This is a genomic window from Novosphingobium sp. YAF33 (assembly GCF_052113265.1).
Taxonomy (GTDB): domain Bacteria; phylum Pseudomonadota; class Alphaproteobacteria; order Sphingomonadales; family Sphingomonadaceae; genus Novosphingobium.
In genome coordinates this window covers 243,391-263,809 of the sequence record NZ_JBFRCW010000005.1, presented here as the reverse complement: position 1 = coordinate 263,809, position 20,419 = coordinate 243,391, and the positions used below count along the sequence as shown (strand labels likewise).

The 20,419-nt window shown below is 65.3% G+C and carries 13 protein-coding genes; 10 read left to right on the top strand and 3 right to left on the bottom strand.

Annotation, left to right across the window (positions count from 1 at the left end; all coding sequences use genetic code 11):
* Positions 1-26 precede the first annotated feature (26 nt).
* Positions 27-2,402 (bottom strand): DUF3772 domain-containing protein, encoded by a 2,376-nt coding sequence (locus AB4Z00_RS12235; RefSeq protein ID WP_442046144.1) that lies wholly within the window; start codon positions 2,400-2,402, stop codon positions 27-29.
* A gap of 511 nt (positions 2,403-2,913) precedes the next feature.
* Here AB4Z00_RS12235 and AB4Z00_RS12230 point away from each other — a divergent pair.
* The 5 genes from AB4Z00_RS12230 to AB4Z00_RS12210 all read left to right on the top strand — a co-directional run bounded on the left by AB4Z00_RS12230 (position 2,914) and on the right by AB4Z00_RS12210 (position 11,072).
* A complete protein-coding gene (locus AB4Z00_RS12230; RefSeq protein WP_442046143.1) occupies positions 2,914-5,646 on the top strand; it encodes a TonB-dependent receptor in 2,733 nt (910 codons plus the stop codon).
* Positions 5,647-5,835: 189 nt separating this feature from the next.
* Positions 5,836-8,775, top strand: coding sequence for a TonB-dependent receptor (locus tag AB4Z00_RS12225; protein WP_442046142.1), 2,940 nt, complete (start codon positions 5,836-5,838; stop codon positions 8,773-8,775).
* 103 nt (positions 8,776-8,878) lie between these two features.
* A complete protein-coding gene (locus tag AB4Z00_RS12220; protein ID WP_442046141.1) occupies positions 8,879-9,412 on the top strand; it encodes an RNA polymerase sigma factor in 534 nt (177 codons plus the stop codon).
* Positions 9,405-10,403, top strand: a complete 999-nt coding sequence (locus tag AB4Z00_RS12215; protein WP_442046140.1) for a FecR family protein — start codon at positions 9,405-9,407, stop codon at positions 10,401-10,403. The genes AB4Z00_RS12220 and AB4Z00_RS12215 overlap by 8 nt, the downstream gene beginning before the upstream one ends.
* A gap of 132 nt (positions 10,404-10,535) precedes the next feature.
* Positions 10,536-11,072, top strand: a complete 537-nt coding sequence (locus tag AB4Z00_RS12210) for a hypothetical protein (protein WP_442046139.1) — start codon at positions 10,536-10,538, stop codon at positions 11,070-11,072.
* A 128-nt stretch (positions 11,073-11,200) separates the two neighbouring features.
* Here the strand turns inward: AB4Z00_RS12210 and AB4Z00_RS12205 are convergent, their stop codons facing one another.
* Entirely contained in the window at positions 11,201-12,061 is an 861-nt protein-coding gene (locus AB4Z00_RS12205; protein WP_442046138.1) for a DMT family transporter, read from the bottom strand.
* Between the two features lie 103 nt (positions 12,062-12,164).
* On the opposite strand from AB4Z00_RS12205, the gene AB4Z00_RS12200 reads away from it, so the two are divergent.
* Complete coding sequence (locus tag AB4Z00_RS12200) at positions 12,165-13,577, top strand: aminotransferase-like domain-containing protein (protein WP_442046137.1); 1,413 nt, start codon at positions 12,165-12,167, stop codon at positions 13,575-13,577.
* Between the two features lie 57 nt (positions 13,578-13,634).
* On the opposite strand, the gene AB4Z00_RS12195 is transcribed toward AB4Z00_RS12200, so the two are convergent.
* Positions 13,635-15,755, bottom strand: coding sequence for an ATP-binding protein (locus tag AB4Z00_RS12195; protein WP_134094408.1), 2,121 nt, complete (start codon positions 15,753-15,755; stop codon positions 13,635-13,637).
* Positions 15,756-15,965: 210 nt separating this feature from the next.
* Here AB4Z00_RS12195 and AB4Z00_RS12190 point away from each other — a divergent pair, with 210 nt between their 5' ends.
* The 4 genes from AB4Z00_RS12190 (at position 15,966) to AB4Z00_RS12175 (ending at position 20,364) form a co-directional block, all read left to right on the top strand.
* On the top strand, positions 15,966-16,241 hold the full coding sequence (locus AB4Z00_RS12190) for a metal/formaldehyde-sensitive transcriptional repressor (RefSeq protein ID WP_134094407.1): 276 nt from the start codon (positions 15,966-15,968) through the stop codon (positions 16,239-16,241).
* Positions 16,242-16,258: 17 nt separating this feature from the next.
* The gene (dmeF, locus tag AB4Z00_RS12185) at positions 16,259-17,224 is read left to right on the top strand and encodes a CDF family Co(II)/Ni(II) efflux transporter DmeF (protein WP_442046136.1); all 966 of its coding nucleotides are present in this window, start codon (positions 16,259-16,261) and stop codon (positions 17,222-17,224) included.
* Positions 17,225-17,275: 51 nt separating this feature from the next.
* Positions 17,276-17,992: an NAD-dependent deacylase gene (locus tag AB4Z00_RS12180; RefSeq protein ID WP_442046135.1), complete on the top strand. Its 717-nt coding sequence runs from the start codon at positions 17,276-17,278 to the stop codon at positions 17,990-17,992.
* A gap of 215 nt (positions 17,993-18,207) precedes the next feature.
* Positions 18,208-20,364 carry a TonB-dependent siderophore receptor gene (locus tag AB4Z00_RS12175; protein WP_442046134.1) on the top strand — a complete coding sequence of 719 codons (2,157 nt, stop codon included), beginning with the start codon at positions 18,208-18,210 and terminating at the stop codon, positions 20,362-20,364.
* Positions 20,365-20,419: the final 55 nt, after the last annotated feature.

The following is a 20,419-nucleotide window of genomic DNA, read 5'->3' as shown; positions in this document are numbered from 1 at the left end:
GTCCGCCTTGCCTCTCCCGTCGCCGGTCAGCTATCTCTGTCACCGGGCAAAGCCCCTACCAGTTCGAGCCGCTGCGGGACCGTGCCGATCGCGATTCCGTCCTGGCGGAACCGGCGGAGGAGAGTGGCGAACGAATTGCTGCGCGCTCCGTAGGCCGCGCGGGGCGTGGCTACGTGGGCGAAACTGTTGAAGAATATCCGCCCATCGGCAATGGAATCGATGAACACGGAAGGTGCGGGCTCGCTGAGCACGCTTTCCTCGGCCGCGTAAGTTTCCAGCACGATCTTGCGAACTGCGTCTGCGTCGACATCGATCGGTACGGAGAACTGGATCTGCAAACGGCCCAGTGGGCTGGCCAGTGTCTTGTTGAGGACCGTTTTCGTGATCAGCTCGGAATTGGGCACGATCAGGGTGGAATGATCGGCCAGTTCGATTTCGGTCGACCGGACGCTGATCCGCTTGACGTCGCCCTCGTCGGTTCCGACGCGGACGAGATCGCCGATCTTTATGGGCCGCTCGGCCAGCAGGATGAGGCCCGACACGAAATTCTGCGTGATCGCCTGAAGACCGAAACCGATCCCGACCGAGAGCGCCGAAAGCAATATCGCAATGCGCTCGACACCGATCCCGAGCGAAGCCAGCCCCCAGATTACCGCGAGAGCCACGCCGACATAGCGCGCGACGAGGCTGACCGAATTGCGCCCGCTTCCGTCCAGATCCGTGGCGGGCAGATATCGGTGATCGAGCCAGCGCATGAAGGCCCTGACAAGCGCCAGCCCGACGAACAGGACCAGCCCTCCGCGCACCAGCGCACCGGGCGAAACGCTGACGCCGCCGACTTCGAAACCTTGCGCAAGAAGGCCAAGGCGCCCGAACAGGCTGTCGACATTGCCCGCACCGAACGGCGAGAGCAGCATCCCGAGTGCCAGGATCACCACCGTGACGCGCAGGATTCCTGACAGCAGGACGCCGAACTGGTCGATCGCACTGCCGCGCAGGCCCAGGCTGCGAACCAGCGCATCCCCGAAGGGACTCGAACGGTCGAACACCGTCGAGGCGACATCGTCGATCGCCGCCATCAGCAGGTAGACGCCGGCGCCCAGCACGACCGCCCAGGCGATCATCTGCAGCACGAACAGACTGAACCCGAAATAGCCGGTGAGCAGGGCCAGGAAAGCGCCCCCAACTGCCACCCAGGCCAGCAGATTGACAAGGCCCAGCCCGGCAGCGACCTGCCCGCTCCCCTCGCTGGCCTGCGCGGAGCGAAGCCGGCCGAGCGTGACCAGGCTCGCCCCGATCAGGAGGATATGGCAGAGCGCGAGAATGGCCTGGGTACAGGCCGTGGCCGTCGCGCTCGTACCCAGCGTCAGATTGAGCGCGTTCGACATGATCGCGCAGAAGGCAAGACACCCGAGCACGATGGTATAGGGCCGCAGCCGAGAAGCGGCCTGGTCGCTCAGCCGAGCTATTCTCCATGAGGGCTGACTGCGCATGAGCAGCGCGCCCAGGACCGACATGGTGAAGCCAGAAAACGCCGCTGCGGCAACGAAAGTGCCCAGCAGCGCATTCCAGCTCGGCGGAACCATGGATGCCCAGCGCAGCCCCTGAACGAAGGCGAGCCCCGCCAGCAGCGGCGCCAGGGTGCCGACCAGCACCCGCCACAAAGCATTGGCCGAGCGGCGGACCGAGCGTGCCGGGAAACCTTCGGTGAGCATCTTTCGCCCGGTGCTTCGCACGAACGAACGCAGAGGAACCAGGATGAGGAATCCCACGATCAGGCCCAGCAGCGCGAGCCAGGGCGTGCCGTGATCGAAACTGTAGGCAATCTGGGACCGTCCCTGCTGGACGAACATCGCGGCGCGCCTGCTGTCACGCGGCCAGGCGTGAGCGAGCGCGCTCCAGAAACCGGGCGCCAGCGGAGAAGGCGAGCGTGTAGACAGCTTTTCGCCCAGTTCCTGGGCCTGGCTCTCCGAAATCTCATCGGCAAGCTGCTGCGCCTCGACGGCGAGCAGGTTCCCGCGCTTGATCGCGGAGTCGATGGCAGAGCGCTGCTTTGCCAGGCTCGCTCGCTGCCGCTGGATGTCAGGGGCCTCTCCGCTGCTCGGCTGCGGCCCCAGCCCTTCGAGCTTGGCATCGAGCAGCGTGATCTGTTCCTGGAGCTTGGCGCTCGTATCGGTGGCTGAAGACTTGGCGGCCAGAACCTTGGCCCAGGCCAGCTTCTGATCGCTGTCGCTCATGCGCGCATCCATCGACCTGTCGACCGACCGGATGTCGCTCTCTGCCGCCGCAAGGTCCTGCGAAAGCGCAGCCAGAGGCTCCGATTGCGCAAGAACTGGCGTGGCCGCGGCGGGCATCAATAGCGCAAACATGACGAACATCAGCGCGAGCCTTTTCGCGAGCATTCGAGCGATCTCCGTTTTCCTGTAGTCCCGGCACCGCATGGGCCGGCAACGCCGGCGCTATGTAGGCTGGGCCCCCTATCGGACACAATCGCAGAAGCGGGCAATGGAGTGTGATGCTCGGCGGACAGAATCTGCCGATGGCAGGGGACGCTCCTCGATCACCCCAGAGCCAGTTCTGTCGGCATTTATTGGCGCCATCTACTCAGGTGAAGTGAGAAGTGCTCAACCATCTCTCGTCAAGCTCTTTTCCGCCGAAACGCGGATTTTTACAAAATAGTTTCTAGCAATGACCACTAACTTATCTAAGCAACTCAGAAAATCTATTTTATTTTTTAACCGCCACACCCCGCCAACATCAAATCTCTATTCATTTCATAGAAATGTCATAAATAGTCTCTGAACTTTCACAAAATTCTTTTGTCCCCGTCTCCACCCCATCCCTCTCTTCACCCTCGATTGCGGACCCGATCCGGGCCGCGGTTTCGACCAATGGAAGATGAGGGAAACGACAATGTGGAACAGGCGCAGTCTCTGGCTGGTATCGACAGCTCTCGCCTTCGCGGCGCAGCCCGCGCTGGCGGAGGCTGAAACGGGGGCGACCACTCCCACGCAGGACGATGGCAGCATCGTCGTCACCGGCTTCCGCGCCAGCCTCCAGGGTGCCCGCGACGTGAAGCGCAATGCCACGATCATCCAGGACTCGATCGTCGCCGACGACATCGCCGCTTTCCCTGACCTCAACCTCGCCGAAGCGCTCCAGCGCCTGCCGGGCGTCGCCATCAACCGCGAAGCCGGCGAAGGCCGCCGCGTCAGCCTGCGCGGCCTGGGACCGGACTTCACCCGCGTCCAGCTGAACGGCATGGAAGTGCTGGGCAACGTCGACTCCCCGCAGGACAGCCGCGGCCAGGGCACCCGTGACCGCGCGTTCGACTTCAACATCTTCGCCGCCGAACTCTTCAACCGCGTGGATGTGCGCAAGTCGTTCTCGGCCGAGCAGACCGAAGGCGGGCTGGCCGGCACCGTGGGTCTCTATACCGCGCGTCCGTTCGACTATTCGGGCACCAAGGTCGCCTTCTCCGCCTCGGGCGGCACCAATACGCTGACCAAGGACTTCCAGCCGCGCCTCACCGGCCTCGTCTCCAAGAACTGGGGCGATTTCGGCATCCTCGTCTCGGCCGCCTATAGCCACCGCCAGACCCGCGAAACCGGCGTCGACACGTATCGCTGGCGCCTGAACAAGGCCAACGGCTCGGACATTTCGGCCCTGACGCAGGAGGAGCAGGACAAGATCAATTCCGGCGAGCTGCGCTTTGCGCGCGGCAACCGCCAGTCGGTCTGGGACAGCACGCAGGACCGCCTTGGCGTGACCGCGTCGGCGCAGTGGAACCCGGCCGATACCGTCCACCTGACGCTGGACGGCCTCTACGGCAAGTACAAGGCCGACCGTTTCGAAACCCACCTCGCCTCGCGCGGCGGCGGCGGTTCGACCTGGCTCGGCGGTGGTCAGACTTTCGCCGGCGTGACCTACCCCAACTCCACCATCAACGACATCGAATGGAACGAGCAGAACGAGGTGACCTACCTCGATGTGTCCGGCGCCCAGACGGCCACGGAAACGCGCATCCAGAAGACCACCAACACCTTCAAGCAGCTTGTCCTCAGCGGCGATGCCGAGATCGTGCCCGGCCTGAAAGCCACGTTCCTGGGCGGCATCGAGCGCTCCAGCTACGACATGCCGGTGGACGACCACTTCTATACCGAAGCCTATGGCGACGTGATCTCCGACTATCGCGGCGGCAACTATTCGCTGGTCAACACTTATGGCTGGGACACGGGCGACGCGGCGAATTACCACGCGCACGAAATCGACATGAACCAGAGCTTCCAGGACACCGCCTTCGACAACGTCAAGGGCGCGCTGGCCTATGAGATCACCCCGGACGACAAGATCTCGATTGGCGGGGAATGGCGGCGCTTCAAGAACTCGGGCTACAAGCGCACCTACAACGACGCGCTGCTGACCGCATTCAAAAACGGCACCGTCAGCGCCGATATCAGCGATTATTCGAAGGTCTATACCGGTTACAAGGGCCAGGACTGGGTGATCGTCGATTACGACAAGGCGCTCGACGTGCTCGGCATCGATCGTAGCGACTATCTGACGACCAGGAACAGCGTCTTTGCGGTGGAAGAGCGTACTGCTGCCGGCTATGTCCAGTATGACTGGAACCACATGCTCGGAAACCTGCCGTTCCGCGGCAATGTCGGCGGCCGTTACTACCACACCGACATCCTTTCCGCGGGCATCGGCACGGTGGGCGGAACCGATACCCCGATCGCCGTCTCTTCGAGCTACCAGGGCTTCCTGCCCGCCATGAACCTGATCTTCGACGCGACGAAGAACCTCGTGGTCCGCGCCTCCGCCGCGCGCAACATCAACCGGCCTTCGCTCGGCTCGCTGGCGGTCAATGGCACCGTTTCCGTGGGTGACAACGGCGAACTGTCCGTCTCGGTCGGCAACCCGGCGCTGAGGCCCTACAAGTCCACCGACCTCGACCTTTCGCTCGAATATTACTTCGGCAAAGTCGGATCGGTCAGCGCGGCGCTGTTCTACAAGACGCTGGACGGTTTCATCACCACCCAGACCGTCAACGACGTGCCCTACAGCGAGACCGGACTTTCGACCGACCTCGTCTCGGGCGTGACGGGCAGCACCGTCGTCACCTCGTTCGCGCGCCCGGTGAACCTGGGCAAGACCGACCTCTGGGGCCTGGAACTGGCCGCGCAGACCGACTTCACGTTCCTGCCCGCGCCCTTCGACCACTTCGGTACGGCGATGAACTTCACCTACGTCAATTCGAAGTACGACTATTCGACGATGTACACCGGCGGCGCCAACACCACGCTGGAGGGCCTGAGCAAGTATAACGGCAATATCACGCTCTACTACCAGGATACCAAGTTCGACATTCGCGGATCGGCCAACTATCGCAGCAGCTACGTCTACAGCGCGGCGCCGATCACCAGCACGCTGGGCCTGGACCAGGATCTCTCCGGCTATGCCGCGACGATCTATGTCGATGCCTCGGCTCACTACAAGGTAATGGAGGGCGTCCAGCTCACGCTCGACGCGATCAACCTCACCAACCAGCACGAGAGGCAATACTCGGACAGCACCAAGCGGCTCTACGTCAACACCCGTTCGGGCACCACGATCATGGGCGGCGTGCGCTTCGAATTCTGATCGCTATATCCTTGTAACAGCCCACCCGACAGGCAGGCCGCTCACCCGGAACTGCCTGTCGTTTCCGGCCCGGACGCCGCCGCGTCCGGGCCGGCTTTCATCGGGCCTCGCTTCCCGGTTTTCAGTCACATCCATTTCACATGACTGTCATCTGGCCGCGCTAGGCGCGCCCTCGAAAGGGCGCTCCCCGTGTCTTCGCTCCTCCCCGGTGCCCGGTCGCGCCGCCTTGCTGCCTCATGCCTCGTGCTTGCCATCGTCCCGGTGGCCGCCGAGGCGCGCGAAGCACAAGTTTCGCTCCACGTCCCGGTGCTGCGCCTTGCCGACGCCCTGGCGGAGATTTCGCGCCGCTCCGGCGTGCAGATCGTCACCTCGGTACCCGCCGACCTGCGCACCACGCACCCGGTGCGGGGGCGCTTCGGGGTGGACGAGGCGATCCGGCAAGTGACCGACAGGCTGCCCGTCACGGTCAGGCAAGTGCCGGGCGGCTATCTGGTGACCCCCGCGCCCTTGCCCGTCACCGTGCCCCTGCCGGGGCCAGGCCAGCTGGTCGTGCAGGAACCTCCCGCAGAACCGATCGTCGTCACCGGCTACCGCGAAAGCCTGCGCCAGGCCGTCGCCGTGAAACGCGCCGCCCGCTCCACCCTGGAAGTGACGCGCGCGGAGGACATTGCCGCCTTTCCCGATCACAACGCCGCCGATGCCCTGCAGCGCCTGCCGGGCATCGCCATCAGCCGGGACAACGGCGAAGGGCGGCAGATCTCGCTGCGCGGGCTGGGCCCGCTCTTCACCCGCACCACGCTGAACGGGATCGAAGCGCTGGCAACGACCGCTTCCGGCATGGACAATCGCGGCTCCGCCAGCCGCCAGCGGCGCTTCGACTATTCGGTTTTCGATGCCGGGCTGTTTTCCGGGGTGGAAGTGCGCAAGACCTGGTCCGCCGATCTCGACGCCGGAGGCATCGGCGGTACCGTCGCGCTCCACACGTTGCGGCCGTTCGACCGGCCGGGCGATGTAACCCTGCTTTCGGTCCAGGGCCGCACATCGGGGAACGATAGCGCCGTCACCCCGCAGATCACGGCCGAAATCTCTCGCCGGGGCGACAATTGGGGCGCGCTGTTCGCCGCCTCCTACAGCCGCAACGCGGTGACCGAATACGGCTATCGCAACTGGGACTGGGTGCCCGTGGCCTTCGGGACGGCCAACATCGGCCCCGGCGTCGGCGCCGCAGACCGGGCGCGACTGACCGGCGACGGCGATCCCGTCTACATGTCGCGGGGCCAGACCTACTCGACATGGACCAACCGCTTCGACCGCCTGAACCTTGTCGGATCGCTGGAGCATGAGAGCGACGATGGCCTGCATGTCACGCTCGACCTGATCCACGCGCGCCTGTCCAACCACCGCGGCGAATATTCGCTGGCGGCGGCCGGCACCAATGGCCTCACAAGCGGCACCGTGGACGGAACGCAAGTGCTCAATTCGGTGAAGATCGTCGGCAACACGATGGTCGCAGCGGATTTCAGCGGCATCGACATGCGGACCGAGCGCAAGATCACCGAGGATCACACCGACTTCAACCAGGCCGTGCTTTCCCTGCAGCGCCCGCTCGGCGCTTCGACCCGCATCGAGGTTCGCGCCGGCTATGCCCGATCGGACTTCGAGGAACCGGTGTTCGACAAGGTGTTCCTGGAAGCCCCGGGCCAGGATTTCGCCTATGTCGCCACTGGCGCGCATCCGCGAAATGCTTATGGCTTCGACATTGCCGAAGCGGCGAACTGGAACCTCATGCGCGCCGATGTGCGCGAGGATGCCATCCTCAACCAGAATGCAACGGCCCGGGTCGAACTGGTTCGGCGGCTCGGCGCGCATGTCGAACTGCGCATGGGCGGCAGCTACCGGTTTTTCGGCAATAGCGGCTACGAACGCCGCGTTACCGCCGATTATCGCGGCGAGGCCGAACAGGCCGCCACCGCCCTGATCCACGCGCGCTCTCTCGCGCGCTACGTCGTCGCCGATCTTGACGCCACTTTCGCCGCGCTCGGCCAGGCGCGCGACCTCACCGCCACCTCCAACCTTCCCGGCACGGCCTACCGCGTGCGCGAGAATGGCTACGCCGTCTTCGCCCTCGGTCAGTTCGACTTCGCGCTGGGCACGGTCCCGGTGGAGGCAGAACTCGGCCTTCAGTACTTGCGGATGGACACCCTGTCCTCGGGCGAAGCGAGCGACGATACGACGCTGATCGCCGTAGGGCAGCGCAGCCGCCATTCGGCGTGGCTGCCCTCGCTCCAGGCGAGGCTTGACCTCGCCCCCGACGTGCGCCTGCGCCTTTCCGCCAGCCGCAACCTGAACCAGCCCGACGTCGCCGACGTGCGCGCCGCTGCATCGGTCAACTCGACCCCGTTCGGCGGCACGGTCGAGACAGGCAACCCCGCACTCAAGCCTTTCGCGGCGACTGCGCTGGATCTCTCGCTGGAACGCTACATGGGGCACGATGGCTATGCCTCGCTCGGCCTGTTCTACAAGCGCATGGCGTTCTTCATCACTTCCGAAACCACGGTCATGGCTTATGCCGAGACCGGGCTGCCGCTGTCCTTCCTCTATGACGGGCTGGACGGATCGGCACTCTACAACGTGGTGCGGCCCCTGAACGGCCAGGGCGCCTCCATCGTCGGCGCCGAAGCGGCGGTCCAGCGCGACTTGCGCTTCCTGCCCGCGCCCTTCGACCGGCTGGGTATCCAGGCCAACCTGACATATGCCGCGGGCCACAGCGAGGTGATCTACGACGGAACCGCGATGGAGCTGCCGTTGATCGACCTCTCGCGCTGGTCGGGCAATGCCACGCTCTACTACACCGGCCGGACCTGGGACGCCCGCGTGGCAGCGGCATGGCGCGGCACCTATCGCATCGACATCGGCAACAACGGCAACATCGGCGAATGGATCGAGGGCGCGATGACGCTGGATTTCGCGGCTCACGCCAAGCTCACGGGGAACCTGCAGGCCATGTTCGAGGCCCGCAACCTCACTGACGCGCCGATCACGCAATATACCGACCGGGAGGCCAAACGCCTGCTGGCGCGGACCCGCTCAGGCCGGGTCTTCTCGCTTGGCATGCGCTGCACGTTCTGATGACGCAAAAATCGCTCCTGTCCCCGCCGGGCACTCTCATGCCTCTACACTTCGAGCGCGGCGGTTTTTCTCGGCCGCGCTTCTTTCGACCGGGATGCCGCGCATGTTCATGAGCAATGCCACCAGCCCGCTGCTGGCCGGGGTAGGCCGGTTGAAAAGCTATGTGCGCAAGCGCATGCGCGATCCCGACGGTGTGGAGGACGTTGTGCAGGAAACCCTTGTCCGGGTGATGGAACAAGAACAGCGGCAGGCCATCGAACATCCGCTGGCCTATGCCTTTCGCGTGGCGGATTCGGTGATCCTCGCCGATGTGCGCAAGAGCGGCCAGGCAAACCGGCCGGGCGGCGAACTCGACCTGCTGGAACTCGTTTGCGACATGCCGCTGGCGGACGAGGTGCTGGACTACCGGGAGCGTTTCGCCCGCTTCGAAGCCGCGCTTGCCCGGTTGACCCCGATGCGGCGCAGGGTCTTCCGCCTGCGCCATGTCGATGGAAAATCCCGGCAGGAGATCGCCTCGGAGCTCGGGCTGAACCTGGAGGCCGTGAAGAAGCACCTCGTGCGCGCCATGGCGGACCTGACGCAAGCCTTGGAGGGCGATCTGGACCCGGCCGGAGAGGGGCAAAAAAACAATGGATGACAAACTGACCACGCTCGAACTCGCCGCCGACTGGGCTGACCGCTTCGATGAATTGACCGCCGACGAGCGCCGTGAACTGGCGCGCTGGCTGGGAGAAACGCCGAAGAATGCCGCCGCCTTTGCCCGGATGCGCCGGCTGCTGGGCGATCCCGCATTGATCGATGCGCTTGATGGCGAAGATAGCCCCATCCAGGACTTGCCGCCGCTGCAGCAACTGCGTTCGGGCGCGGGAACGCGCCGACACGGCCGCTCCGATCGGCGCGGACCGCTGGTCGGCCGACGTCAGGCCATTGCGGCCGGACTTGCCGGTGCCCTCGCCCTGCCCTTCGCTGGTCTCTGGTTCGCGAGAGAGCAGGCTGCGGAAACGTCCCCCAGCCTGCGCTTTGCCACCCGCACAGGCGAGCGGCTGCGCTTCCAACTGCCCGACGGGTCCGGCCTGCTGCTGGACGCGGCATCGCGGGTGGCGGTCGATTTCTCGGAAGGGCGCCGCCATGTCCGCCTGGAACAAGGCGCCGCGCGCTTCGACGTTCGCCACGATCCCTTGCGGCCCTTCGAAGTCCGCACGCCGCATGCCGGCATGGTCGCGCTGGGCACCAGCTTCAGCGTCGATCATCTGGCCGAAGCCAGCGAACTGCGCGTCTTTTCCGGCCGCGTGCGCCTTGACGTGGCGGGCCAGGCCGCCCGCGTGGTGCCCGCCGACCGCTGGGCCCTTGTGCACGGCGCCTCCTTCTCGACCGGCTCGTTCGATCCCGCCACGCATCCCGACTGGCAGAGCGACTGGCTGGACGCCGACGCCATGCCGCTGGGCTTCGCCGTCCAGCGCCTGGCCCGCTACAGCCCCGCGCCCGTACGGATCGCCGATCCGAAATTCGCCAGCCTCACGTTCAGCGGCCGCTTCCGCCTGGACAACCCGCGCCAGTCGCTCGAACTGATCGGCGCCCTGTTCGGCCTGAAACTGATGCAGCGGAAGGATGCGCTCTACCTTGTGTAGATATCCTGAAGCCATGCCGACCGGCCGGGGGCGACTTTTCCCGGCGCCTTGAATCGGCTCACGATTCGTCTTTCCAGTTGCAGGATGGGCCGCGCTCGGTCAGGCAGCGGATCGGCATGTCGGGGGGAAATCGTGCATCAACTTTGGATCGCAATCGGCGCGTCTCTGGCGCTCGCCACAGGCACTGCCCAGGCGGGCGAAACTGGAGATCCCGCTGCGCCGCCCTCTGTCACGGCGCTTTCCGGCTGCTGGGCTGGCACCGGCGAAGTCATGGGAAAACCCGTCAAGACCATGCTGGAGGGACGCTCGATCCTCCTTGGCGCCATGTTCTCCGTCGACACGGAAAGCACGGCCAAGGACGATACCGCCGACCGCTACGCTGCACATCTCGTTTTTGGCGGCACGATGGTGCTGCCCGGCAGCAGGGACGACATCACGGGCTATTGGGCCGACAGCTTCGGGGGCGCCATGACGTCGACCGGAACCGGCACCAGCAAGGTCGGCGGCTTCGACATCACTTATGCCTATGCGGATGCGCAATTCGTGAACCATTGGGAGGTTCAGGCGGATCACATCCACTGGCGCATCGTCGCGCTTGAAGCCAGGAAGGCCGAGCAGCCTTTCGCGGATTACACCTTGACGCGCGTGAAGTGCCCCCCGGCCAAGTGAGAGGCGCCCTTCGGAGGGCAATGACCGGCTGAGGCAGCGCTGTTTGTGTAGCAATCCGGGTTCGGTTCAAGCCGGGACGCTGCTCGCATCGCCAAGGTCACGGCCCTCCGGCCAGAGCCCGATCGAAATCAGGCGAACCGCTTTGCGCCGGCTACACAGAGAATGACGAACGCGGCGGAGGCAATCATGGGCCAGCCCACCGTCTCACCCAGCACCACGCCTGCAAGGACCAGGCCCAGGAACGGTTGGAGCAGTTGAAGTTGGCCGACGCCAGCAATTCCGCCCAGCGCCAGCCCGCGATACCAGAATACGAAGCCCAGCATCATGGAGAAGACAGCGACATAGCCGAAGCCGAGCCAGGCGCTGAAGCCGATCCCGGACCAACTGGCCGGTCTTGCCGCGACAGCGACGAGAGCCATGATCGGCAGCGCGATCAGCAGCGCCCAACTGATGACCTGCCAGCCGCCCAGCCGCCGCGCCAGCCTTGCCCCTTCCGCATACCCCAGGCCGCACAGCACGATCGCGGCCACCATCAGCAAGTCACCGGTTCCGGACCCGCCTCCACCGCTGCGAAGCGCGAAACCGGCTATCGCCGCCCCGCCCATCGTGGAGAATAGCCAGAAGGCGGGCTTGGGCCGTTCGCCGCCGCGCAGGACGCCGAAGATCGCCGTCGAAAGCGGCAACATGCCGACGAAGACGACGGAATGCGCCGCGGTTATGTGCTGGAGAGCCAGGCCCGTCAGCAGCGGAAAGCCGGCGACCACGCCGGTCGCGACGATGGCGAGAGATGGCACGTCCTCCCGCGCGGGCCTGCTTTGACGAAGGACGACCAGGAAGAACGCGCCCAGCAGCGCGGCGATGACCGCGCGCGCCGATGTCACGAACAGGGGGCTCATATCCGATACGGCCACGCGCGTGGCCGGCAGCGAACCGCTGAAGATGATAACGCCCAGAAGGCCACTGCCCCAACCGGCGGTACTGCGTTCCATAGATCCCTCGCTTTCGCGATCCGGGTAGAACGAATTCGCTGGCTCAAACAGGAACAGAACCTTACAAAATGGCATAATTGTATGCCTGAAGGTGCCCATACAAATGTCCGATACGATCGAACGACAGCTTGCAGGATCACGCACCCGAGGGCTGATGGACGCCATTCGAACACGGATAGCGAGCCGGGTGCTCGGCCCGGGCGACCGCCTGCCTTCGGTGCGCAGCTTTGCCGACACCATGGGCGTTTCGCCTTCGACGGTCGTGGAGGCATACGACCGTCTCGCCGCCGAAGGCGTGATCCGGGCAAAGCGGGGGTCCGGCTTCTACGTCACCGGATCGAACATGCCGCCGCTCGCCATCGGCGAACTCGGGCCGCGCCGCGATCGCGCCGTCGATCCTTTCTGGGTATCGCGGCAATCGCTGGACGCCGATGACACCATGGCAAAGCCCGGTTGCGGATGGCTCCCCGCCGACTGGATGCCGAACGAGGCCTTGCGCAAGGGGCTGCGCAGCCTCGCCCGCGGGCAGGCCTCCATTCTGACGGACTATGGCGGCACGCGAGGATCGCTGGCGCTTCGACGGCTGCTTCTCGGCCGCTTCGCCGATGAGGGGATCGAAGCGGGCGCCGATCAACTGCTGCTTACCGGCTCGGGAACGCAGGCCATCGACCTGATCTGCCGCTTTCTGCTGCGGCCGGGCGACACCGTGCTGGTGGACGACCCCGGCTACTTCAATTTCCAGGCTTTGCTGCGCGCACATCGGGTCGAGCTGGTGGGGGTTCCCTACACCCATACAGGCCCCGATACGGCCGCGTTCGAGGCCGCGCTGAAGGCGTACAAGCCCCGCCTCTACATCACCAATTCAACCCTCCATAACCCGACCGGGGCGACCATGTCGCCGCAGACGGCGCACCGGCTTCTGAGCGCGGCGGCCGCGCACGATCTGATCGTGGTCGAGGATGACATCTTCACCGATTTCGAGCCCTCTGCCTCGGCGAGGCTGGCCGTGCTGGACGGTTTCGACCGCGTCATTCGAATTGGCAGCTTCTCCAAGACGCTGTCAGGGTCGGTCCGCTGCGGCTACATTGCGGCGCGGGCGGACTGGATCGAGCGGTTGATCGACCTTCAGGTCGCGACGAGTTTTGGCGGCCCCAGCCCCGTGGCGACGGAACTGATTGCCAGTGTGCTGGCCGGCGGCAGCTATCGCAAGCACATGAGCGAGCTTCGCCAGCGGCTGGCCGTGTCCATGGACCGGACGGCGACGCGGCTGGACAGGCTTGGGATCACGCCCTGGACCATGCCGCGAGGCGGCTTCTATCTCTGGTGCCGGCTTCCAGACGGGCTGGATTCGGCGGATATTGCAAACCGATGCCTGAGCAAGGGCGTGGTGCTGGCGCCGGGGAACGTCTTCAGCGTGTCCCAGTCGGCCGCGCCCTATCTCCGCTTCAACGTCGCGCAATCCGACAGTCAGCGTGTCGAAGACACCCTTCGCGCCGCCATCGATGAAAGCGGGTAGGTGCAGCATGGTGCGCGGACCGGAGCGCCCTGCCGAGCCGCCCGAGGAACCGAACCATCACTCGGCCGGGGGAGGCTCGATCAGGGTGAAGGCGATCGGTTCGGCTTCGATGGCCGGCATGATCTTTTCCAGCGCTTCGGAGAGTTCGGCCTGCCGGAAAGGCTTTTCCAGCCGCGGCAGATCCGATGCAAGGCCCACCGCATCGGAGTAGCCGGAGGTAATCAGCACCGGCATCAGGGGCCTGAGTGCCAGGCATGCTCTTGCCAGTTCGACGCCGGTCATCGCCGGCATCAGGTGATCGGTCACCATGACGCATATCCGCGCGTCCGTTTGCACGAGCGCCAGGGCTTCGGCCCCGGAACCGGCCTCGACGACCTCGAAACCGAGATCGACGAGCATATCGGCCGTGCTCGCCCGGACCAGGTCCTCATCGTCGACGAGAAGCGCAACGCCGGCAGCGCGGACCTGCCGCACGGGCACCGCATCGAGAGGCGCTTGCGGCGCCGAGGTCGCCGGAAACCAGAGCGCGATCGTCGTGCCGGTGCCGAGCGCGCTGTCGATCGTGAGGGCGCCTCCCAGTTGCCGCGCCAATCCATGCGCCATGGACAGGCCCAGCCCGGTTCCCTGTCCTACGCCCTTGGTGGAGAAGAACGGCTCGATCGCGCGCTGCTGGGTCTCTTCGTCCATGCCATGACCCGAATCCGAGACGCGGATCACCACATAGGCAGCGCCGTCCATGCCCGCGGCCACGGATTGCGCGGAATCGCAAAGCTGCGCGGTGATGACCAGCCCGCCGCCCTGGGGCATCGCATCGCGCGCGTTGACCGACAGGTTCAGCAAGGCCATCTCGACCTGATGGGGATCGGCGTTCGCCATCGGCAGATCCGCAGCCAGATCGAGCCTTAGCTGGATCTGCGGGCCCATCGTCGTGCCGATCAGCTCGGACATCCCGATGATCAGCGCGGTCATGTCCACCGGCTCGGGCTTCAACGGCTGGCGCCGGGCGAAGGCCAGCAGGCGTTGGACGAGGGTTCTGGCCTTGTCCGCCGACTGCAAGGCGCCATTGATCAGGCGCTGCTCGCGCTCGCCGCCGACTTTCCGGCGATGCAGCATGTCGAGGCTGCCGATGATCGGCGTCAGCAGATTGTTGAAGTCATGCGCGACGCCGCCGGTCAGTTGCCCCATCGCTTCCAGTTTCTGCGACTGGCGAAGGGCTTCCTGCGTCCGGACGAGTTCCCGCGTGCGCTCCTCGACAAGGTGCTCCAGCGTGGCGGCCGAAGTCTTCAGCGCTTCTTCCATGCGCTTGCGCTCGGTGATGTCGATCGACACGCCGGACAGGCCGATGGGAGAGCCGTCCGGCCGGAACGCGGGCTGCCCCCGGACGCCGATCCAGCGGGTCTCGCCGGACTGCGTCAGGACCCGGTATTCGACATCGTAATCGCAGCCCGTCTTCAGGCTCGTGCCGATGGCGGCATTGACCCAGGCGCTGTCGTCAGGGTGGATCGAGGCATGGAGGTCCTCGTACGTGAATGGCAGGGCGGGATCGCGGCCGAAATTCTTGCGGCAGGTTTCGGAAGCATCGAGCGTGCCCGAAACGACGTCGAACGACCAGGTTCCCATTCGCCCCGCCGCCAGCATGATGGCCTTGAGGCGGGCGTCTTCCCGGTTGCGATCGAGCAGCCGCGCGTTCTCGACCGCAATCCCGGCCAGCGCGGCAAGGCTTTCCAGGCGCGCCACGCTGGCCGCGTCCGGCGGCTCCGGTTTCGACCAATAGGCGCCGAGCGCCGCGATGGCTTCGGGCCGGCCGATCGGTGCTATCGCAAGGCTGCGAACGAACGTCGGCGCATAAGCTGCCTGCGGAATGCGCGGATCGTTGCGGACATCGGCAATCGACACCGTCTCGACGTGCTGCATCGCCCAGCCGGAGATACAGAGCTTCGCATCGAACCTGTTGCCGCTCCACAAAGGCGCAGCGGCGTCCTCCGCCACATAGTGGCATAGATCACCGTCCTTCAGCACGACGGCGATCCCTTCGGCCCCCACGGCACTCCGCGCCGTATCGCGCAGGATGTCGACAACCGCGGCCATGGACCGGGCCGTCGCCAGGCGCTCGCTGGCCTCGATCAGAAAAGACTGCGAATTCGTGGACTGCGGCGAGGGAGCGTGGCTGTAGGTCATGAACGCCTTTCAGTCCGCACAGCTAACATAGTGTCCGGCCCGGTGCGACGGGGAAATGCAGCCGGTTCGGCCTCTTGCCCGATAAGGCCACCGGACGTGCCGAGCGCAGGAGCGGGTCCGAGGGCTTGTATACCATACCCCCCTAGGCTATTAGGCTCGCCATGACCGGATCGACGATTCCGGTGGCCAAAGTGGAAACCTGAGGAAGAAATGGCTCACATCAGCGAAAACCGCGACGCACTGCTGGCACGGGTCAAGCGAATCGCCGGGCAGATTGCGGCGGTGGAACGGGCGATCGCCGGGGACGCCGACTGCAGCGAAGTCCTCCACGTCGTCGCTGCGGTGCGCGGGGCCGTGAACGGCCTGTTGGACGAAGTCATCGTCGATCATCTCGAAGCGCATGTCGCGGCGCCGGGCCTGTCCGAGGAGGAGCGTCACAAGGGCGCGGAGGATCTGGCGACCGTGATCCGGAGGTATACGAAGTGAGCGGACAAGCATCCCCCATGGCCGCCCCCTTGGGCAATTTCACGCACCTCACCCATGAGCACGTCTTCCTGGGCGCTGCGCATGACGAGAATGCGCGGCGGACGCGCTGGGTGGTGGCACTCACGGCGGCGATGATGGTGGGCGAAATCATCGCCGGCTACGCAACCGGATCGATGGCGCTCCTGGCAGACGGCTTCCACATGGCCACGCATGCCGGCGCGCTCGGCGTGGCGGCCGCCGCCTATGCTTACGCGAAGCGCCACGCGCGCAGCAGCGCCTTCAGCTTCGGCACCGGCAAAGTGGGCGACCTGGCTGGCTTCGCCTCGGCGCTCGTGCTGGGCATTGTCGCCTTTGCGATCGGCGCGGAATCGCTCCTGCGCCTGTTCGAGCCGATCACGGTGGCATTTGCCGAAGCGACGTGGATCGCGGTCCTCGGCCTCGCGGTCAACATCGCCTCCGCCTTCCTTCTTTCCGGCGGTCATGATCATGGTCACCATCACGGGCATGGCCACCACCATGAGCACGGGCATGGGCATGGGCATGGGCACGGGCATCATGGCCACGGCGGCGACAACAACTTGCGCTCGGCTTATGTCCATGTGCTCGCCGACGCCCTGACATCAGTGCTGGCCATCGCAGCGCTTCTCGCTGGCCGCTACCTGGGGTGGGTGTGGATGGACCCCGTCATGGGCATCGTCGGCGCGGTCGTGATCGCACGATGGTCGTGGTCGCTGATGCGCGACACGGCGACGATCCTGCTCGACCGGACCGACGATCACGTCGCAGAGGAAGCACGGGAACTGATCGAGACGCCCGGCGACGCGCAGATCACCGACCTCCACGTCTGGAAGGTCGGCCCCGAAGCCCACTCGGCGATCGTCAGCGTGGCGGCCAGGCCGGGCATCGACGCCGCCGAAATCCGTCGCCGGCTGGTGCCGGTTCACGAGCTGCAACACCTGACGGTCGAAGTCGCACACGTCTGACGTGCGGCAGATCGGATAGCGACCTGAACCTCGAAACCAGCGCGGGACAGCTTGACCAACATCGTCATCCTCACGGGAGCCGGGATTTCCGCCGAGAGCGGCATTGCCACGTTTCGAAGCTCCACCCCGCGCTGGGACGATCGCGCACTTGAAGCGCTTTGTTCGGCCGAGGGCTTTGCGGCGGACCGATACAAAGCGCATGATCTCTACGACGCCAGAAGGGCCCAGCTGGCGCAAGTGGAACCCAATGCTGCCCACCTCGCCCTCGCCCGCCTCGAACGCCACTGGCAGCGCGAGAACCGGGGTGAATTCACGCTCATCACGCAGAACATCGACAATCTCCACGAGCGTGCGGGAAGCCGGCAGGTCCTGCACATGCACGGCGAATTGGACGCGGCGCGGTGCGAAAGCTGCCACCGCAGCTTCCCCTGGTCCGGCAGTCTCGCCGTTCGCGAAGATTGCCCGGCCTGCGACGAACCGGCGCTGCGACCGGACGTCGTCCTCTTCGGAGAAGCCCCCTATCACCGGCAGCGCAGCGAAGAGCTGTCGGCTCGCGCAAACCTGTTCATCGCCATCGGGACTTCAGCGACGGTGCACCCGGCCGCCGGGCTGGTGAAGCACGCCCGTAGCAACCGCGCGATCACGATGGAGGTCAATCTGCGGCACTCGGACAGCCCGGACTTCCGCCGCTTTTTCGAAGGCCCGGCAACGCGCGAGGTTCCGGCGCTGGTCGATTACCTGACGATCGAGTCCGGCGCGGAAGGCTGACGTCGTCACACCGGTCCCAGTCAAGCGGCGCGTCCGTCAATTCCCGGCAAAGCCGGCGACAAGCCGACCCTCTTCGTTTCGCAACGGTTTCCTGTCCCTTACAAAATAAATGCTTAGCTGATATTGCATCTGCAACTCATTCGCATTAGTCCGCCGCCCGCAGATGGGGAGGCAGGGAGCTTCCCGCCTGAGCCATAGCCAGGGGAGGCTAAAAGATGTCCGTTCGAAGCACGATCCGCGCCCGTTATTCCGTTCCATCCATGCTGGTGATAGGTCTGCTGACCGCCACCGCCGCCCGTGCGGAAGACACTGCGGAAGATCCCGAACCTGACGCCATCGTCGTCACCGGGGCCACGGAAACGACCGGTCTCAGCCTGTCCTCTCGCGAGACGCCGCAGTCGGTGACGGTTCTCGACAGCGCCCGCATGGAAGAACAGGGCCTTTACGACATCTCCGAAGTGATGGAGCAGATCGTCGGCATCCAGTCCAACCGCTCCAGCGCCTTGGGAACGGACGGCACCAACTACACCGCGCGCGGCTTCGCGGTGCAGAACTACCTCGTCGACGGGGTGGCCCGGCCCATCAATATCTATGGCTTCACCGAAGACACGGCCGACATGATCGCCTACGACCGGATAGAGGTCATCCGCGGTTCGGCAGGCATGATGACCGGCACCGGCCAGCCCTCCGCGGCGATCAACATGGTCCGCAAGCGCCCCGGCACGACCACCCGCGCCACCGCCGCCGCAACGGTCGGCTCCTGGGACATGTACCGGGTCGAGGGCGACGTTGGCGGAGCGCTGACGTCCGACGGGAAAGTGCGGGCCCGCGTGGCCGGAGCCCTGCAGGAAAACGACACTTTCATCGACCGCGAACACGTCAAGCGCCAGGCGCTCTACGGCGTGGTGGAAGCGGACCTCACCCCCAACACGCTCCTTACCGCCGGCGTGGAATACCAGAACTTCCGCAACGAAGCCGCCTCGCGCGGCGGGGTCCCGCTCTACTTCACCGATGGCACCAAGACGCATTTCGCGCGGTCGACCAATGGCGGCACGGACTGGTCGGACTTCCACCGCAAGAGCGTCAATCTCTTCGCATCCTTGGCCCATGATTTCAGCAGCGACTGGCATCTGCAGGTCAGCGCCGAGCACAAGTCCGGCTCCTACGACGAGACGATCGGGTACTTCTTCGGCTCGTCGATCGACAAGGATACCGGCCTTGGCGGCACGCTCTATTCCACGCGCTGGGCATCGGACCTGACGCTGGACGCCGTCTATGCCAATTTGCGCGGCAGCTTCGAAGTACTCGGCCAGGAACAGCATATCGCCCTGAACCTGAGCCACGCCGAGTTCGACGACGACCAGACGCTCTACCCCGGCTGGTGGGACGGCCCGGAATACATGAACTCCTCCATCAACGCCTACGAGTTCTTCGAGACCGGAAGCTACCCCAAGCCCGACCTGACGGCGACGGGCGCCCTTGGCGGCAATCGCGTTCGGACCACCAGCGCGGCAGGCGTGGCGCGGCTGAAGCCGATTGCGCCGCTCTCCATCATCGCCGGCGGACGCCTGACATGGTGGAAGCAGGACAGCTATTCGCAGGACGAAGGCGCAGCCCGGATCTGGACGCCCGGCACGCACGAGAAAGCCGTCTTCACGCCTTATGCGGGTATCGTGCTGGACTTCACGAAGACCATCTCCGCCTATGTCAGCTACGCCAGCGTGTTCGAACCGCAGACCAAGCGCACGGTGGACGGAGACATCATCGCGCCGCTTGAAGGCAATACTTACGAGGCCGGTCTCAAGGCCGATTTCCTCGACGGCAAGCTGAGCGCCAGTGCGGCGGTCTTCCGCATGAAGCAGGACAATTATGCCCTGGCCGACGGCGCCGGCATTTTCGCGCCGGACGGCAGCACGGCCTATCACGCGGTGTCGGGCATGAAGTCAAAGGGCTTCGAACTGGAAGTCACTGGCGAGGTGCTGCCCGGCTGGCRCGTGGCGGGCGGTTTCGCCAACGCCCGGGCGAAGGATCGCGACGGCGTGCGCCAGCTGCCGCAAGTCGCGAAGAACAGCTTCAAGATGTTCACGACATATCGCCTGCCCGGCGACCTCGACGGCTTGACGCTGGGCGGCAACCTGACGTGGCAGGGCAAGACGACGACAGACGGCGAAGGCCCCAACGGCGAGATCTATACGCAAGGCAGCTTCGCGATTGTCGATCTTCTGGCAAGCTATCGCTTCTCGCAGCGGCTGTCGCTGGCGGTGCATCTCGATAACCTGTTCGACAAGACCTACTATTCGGGCCTGTTCATCGGCAGCGCGCGCTACGGTTCGCCGCGGGCCTTCACCGCATCTCTGCGCGCAAGCCTGTGATCCGGGGCCGCCCCAGGTCTCCAGCCTGATCGAATGGGAAGGACGGTTCCGTCAG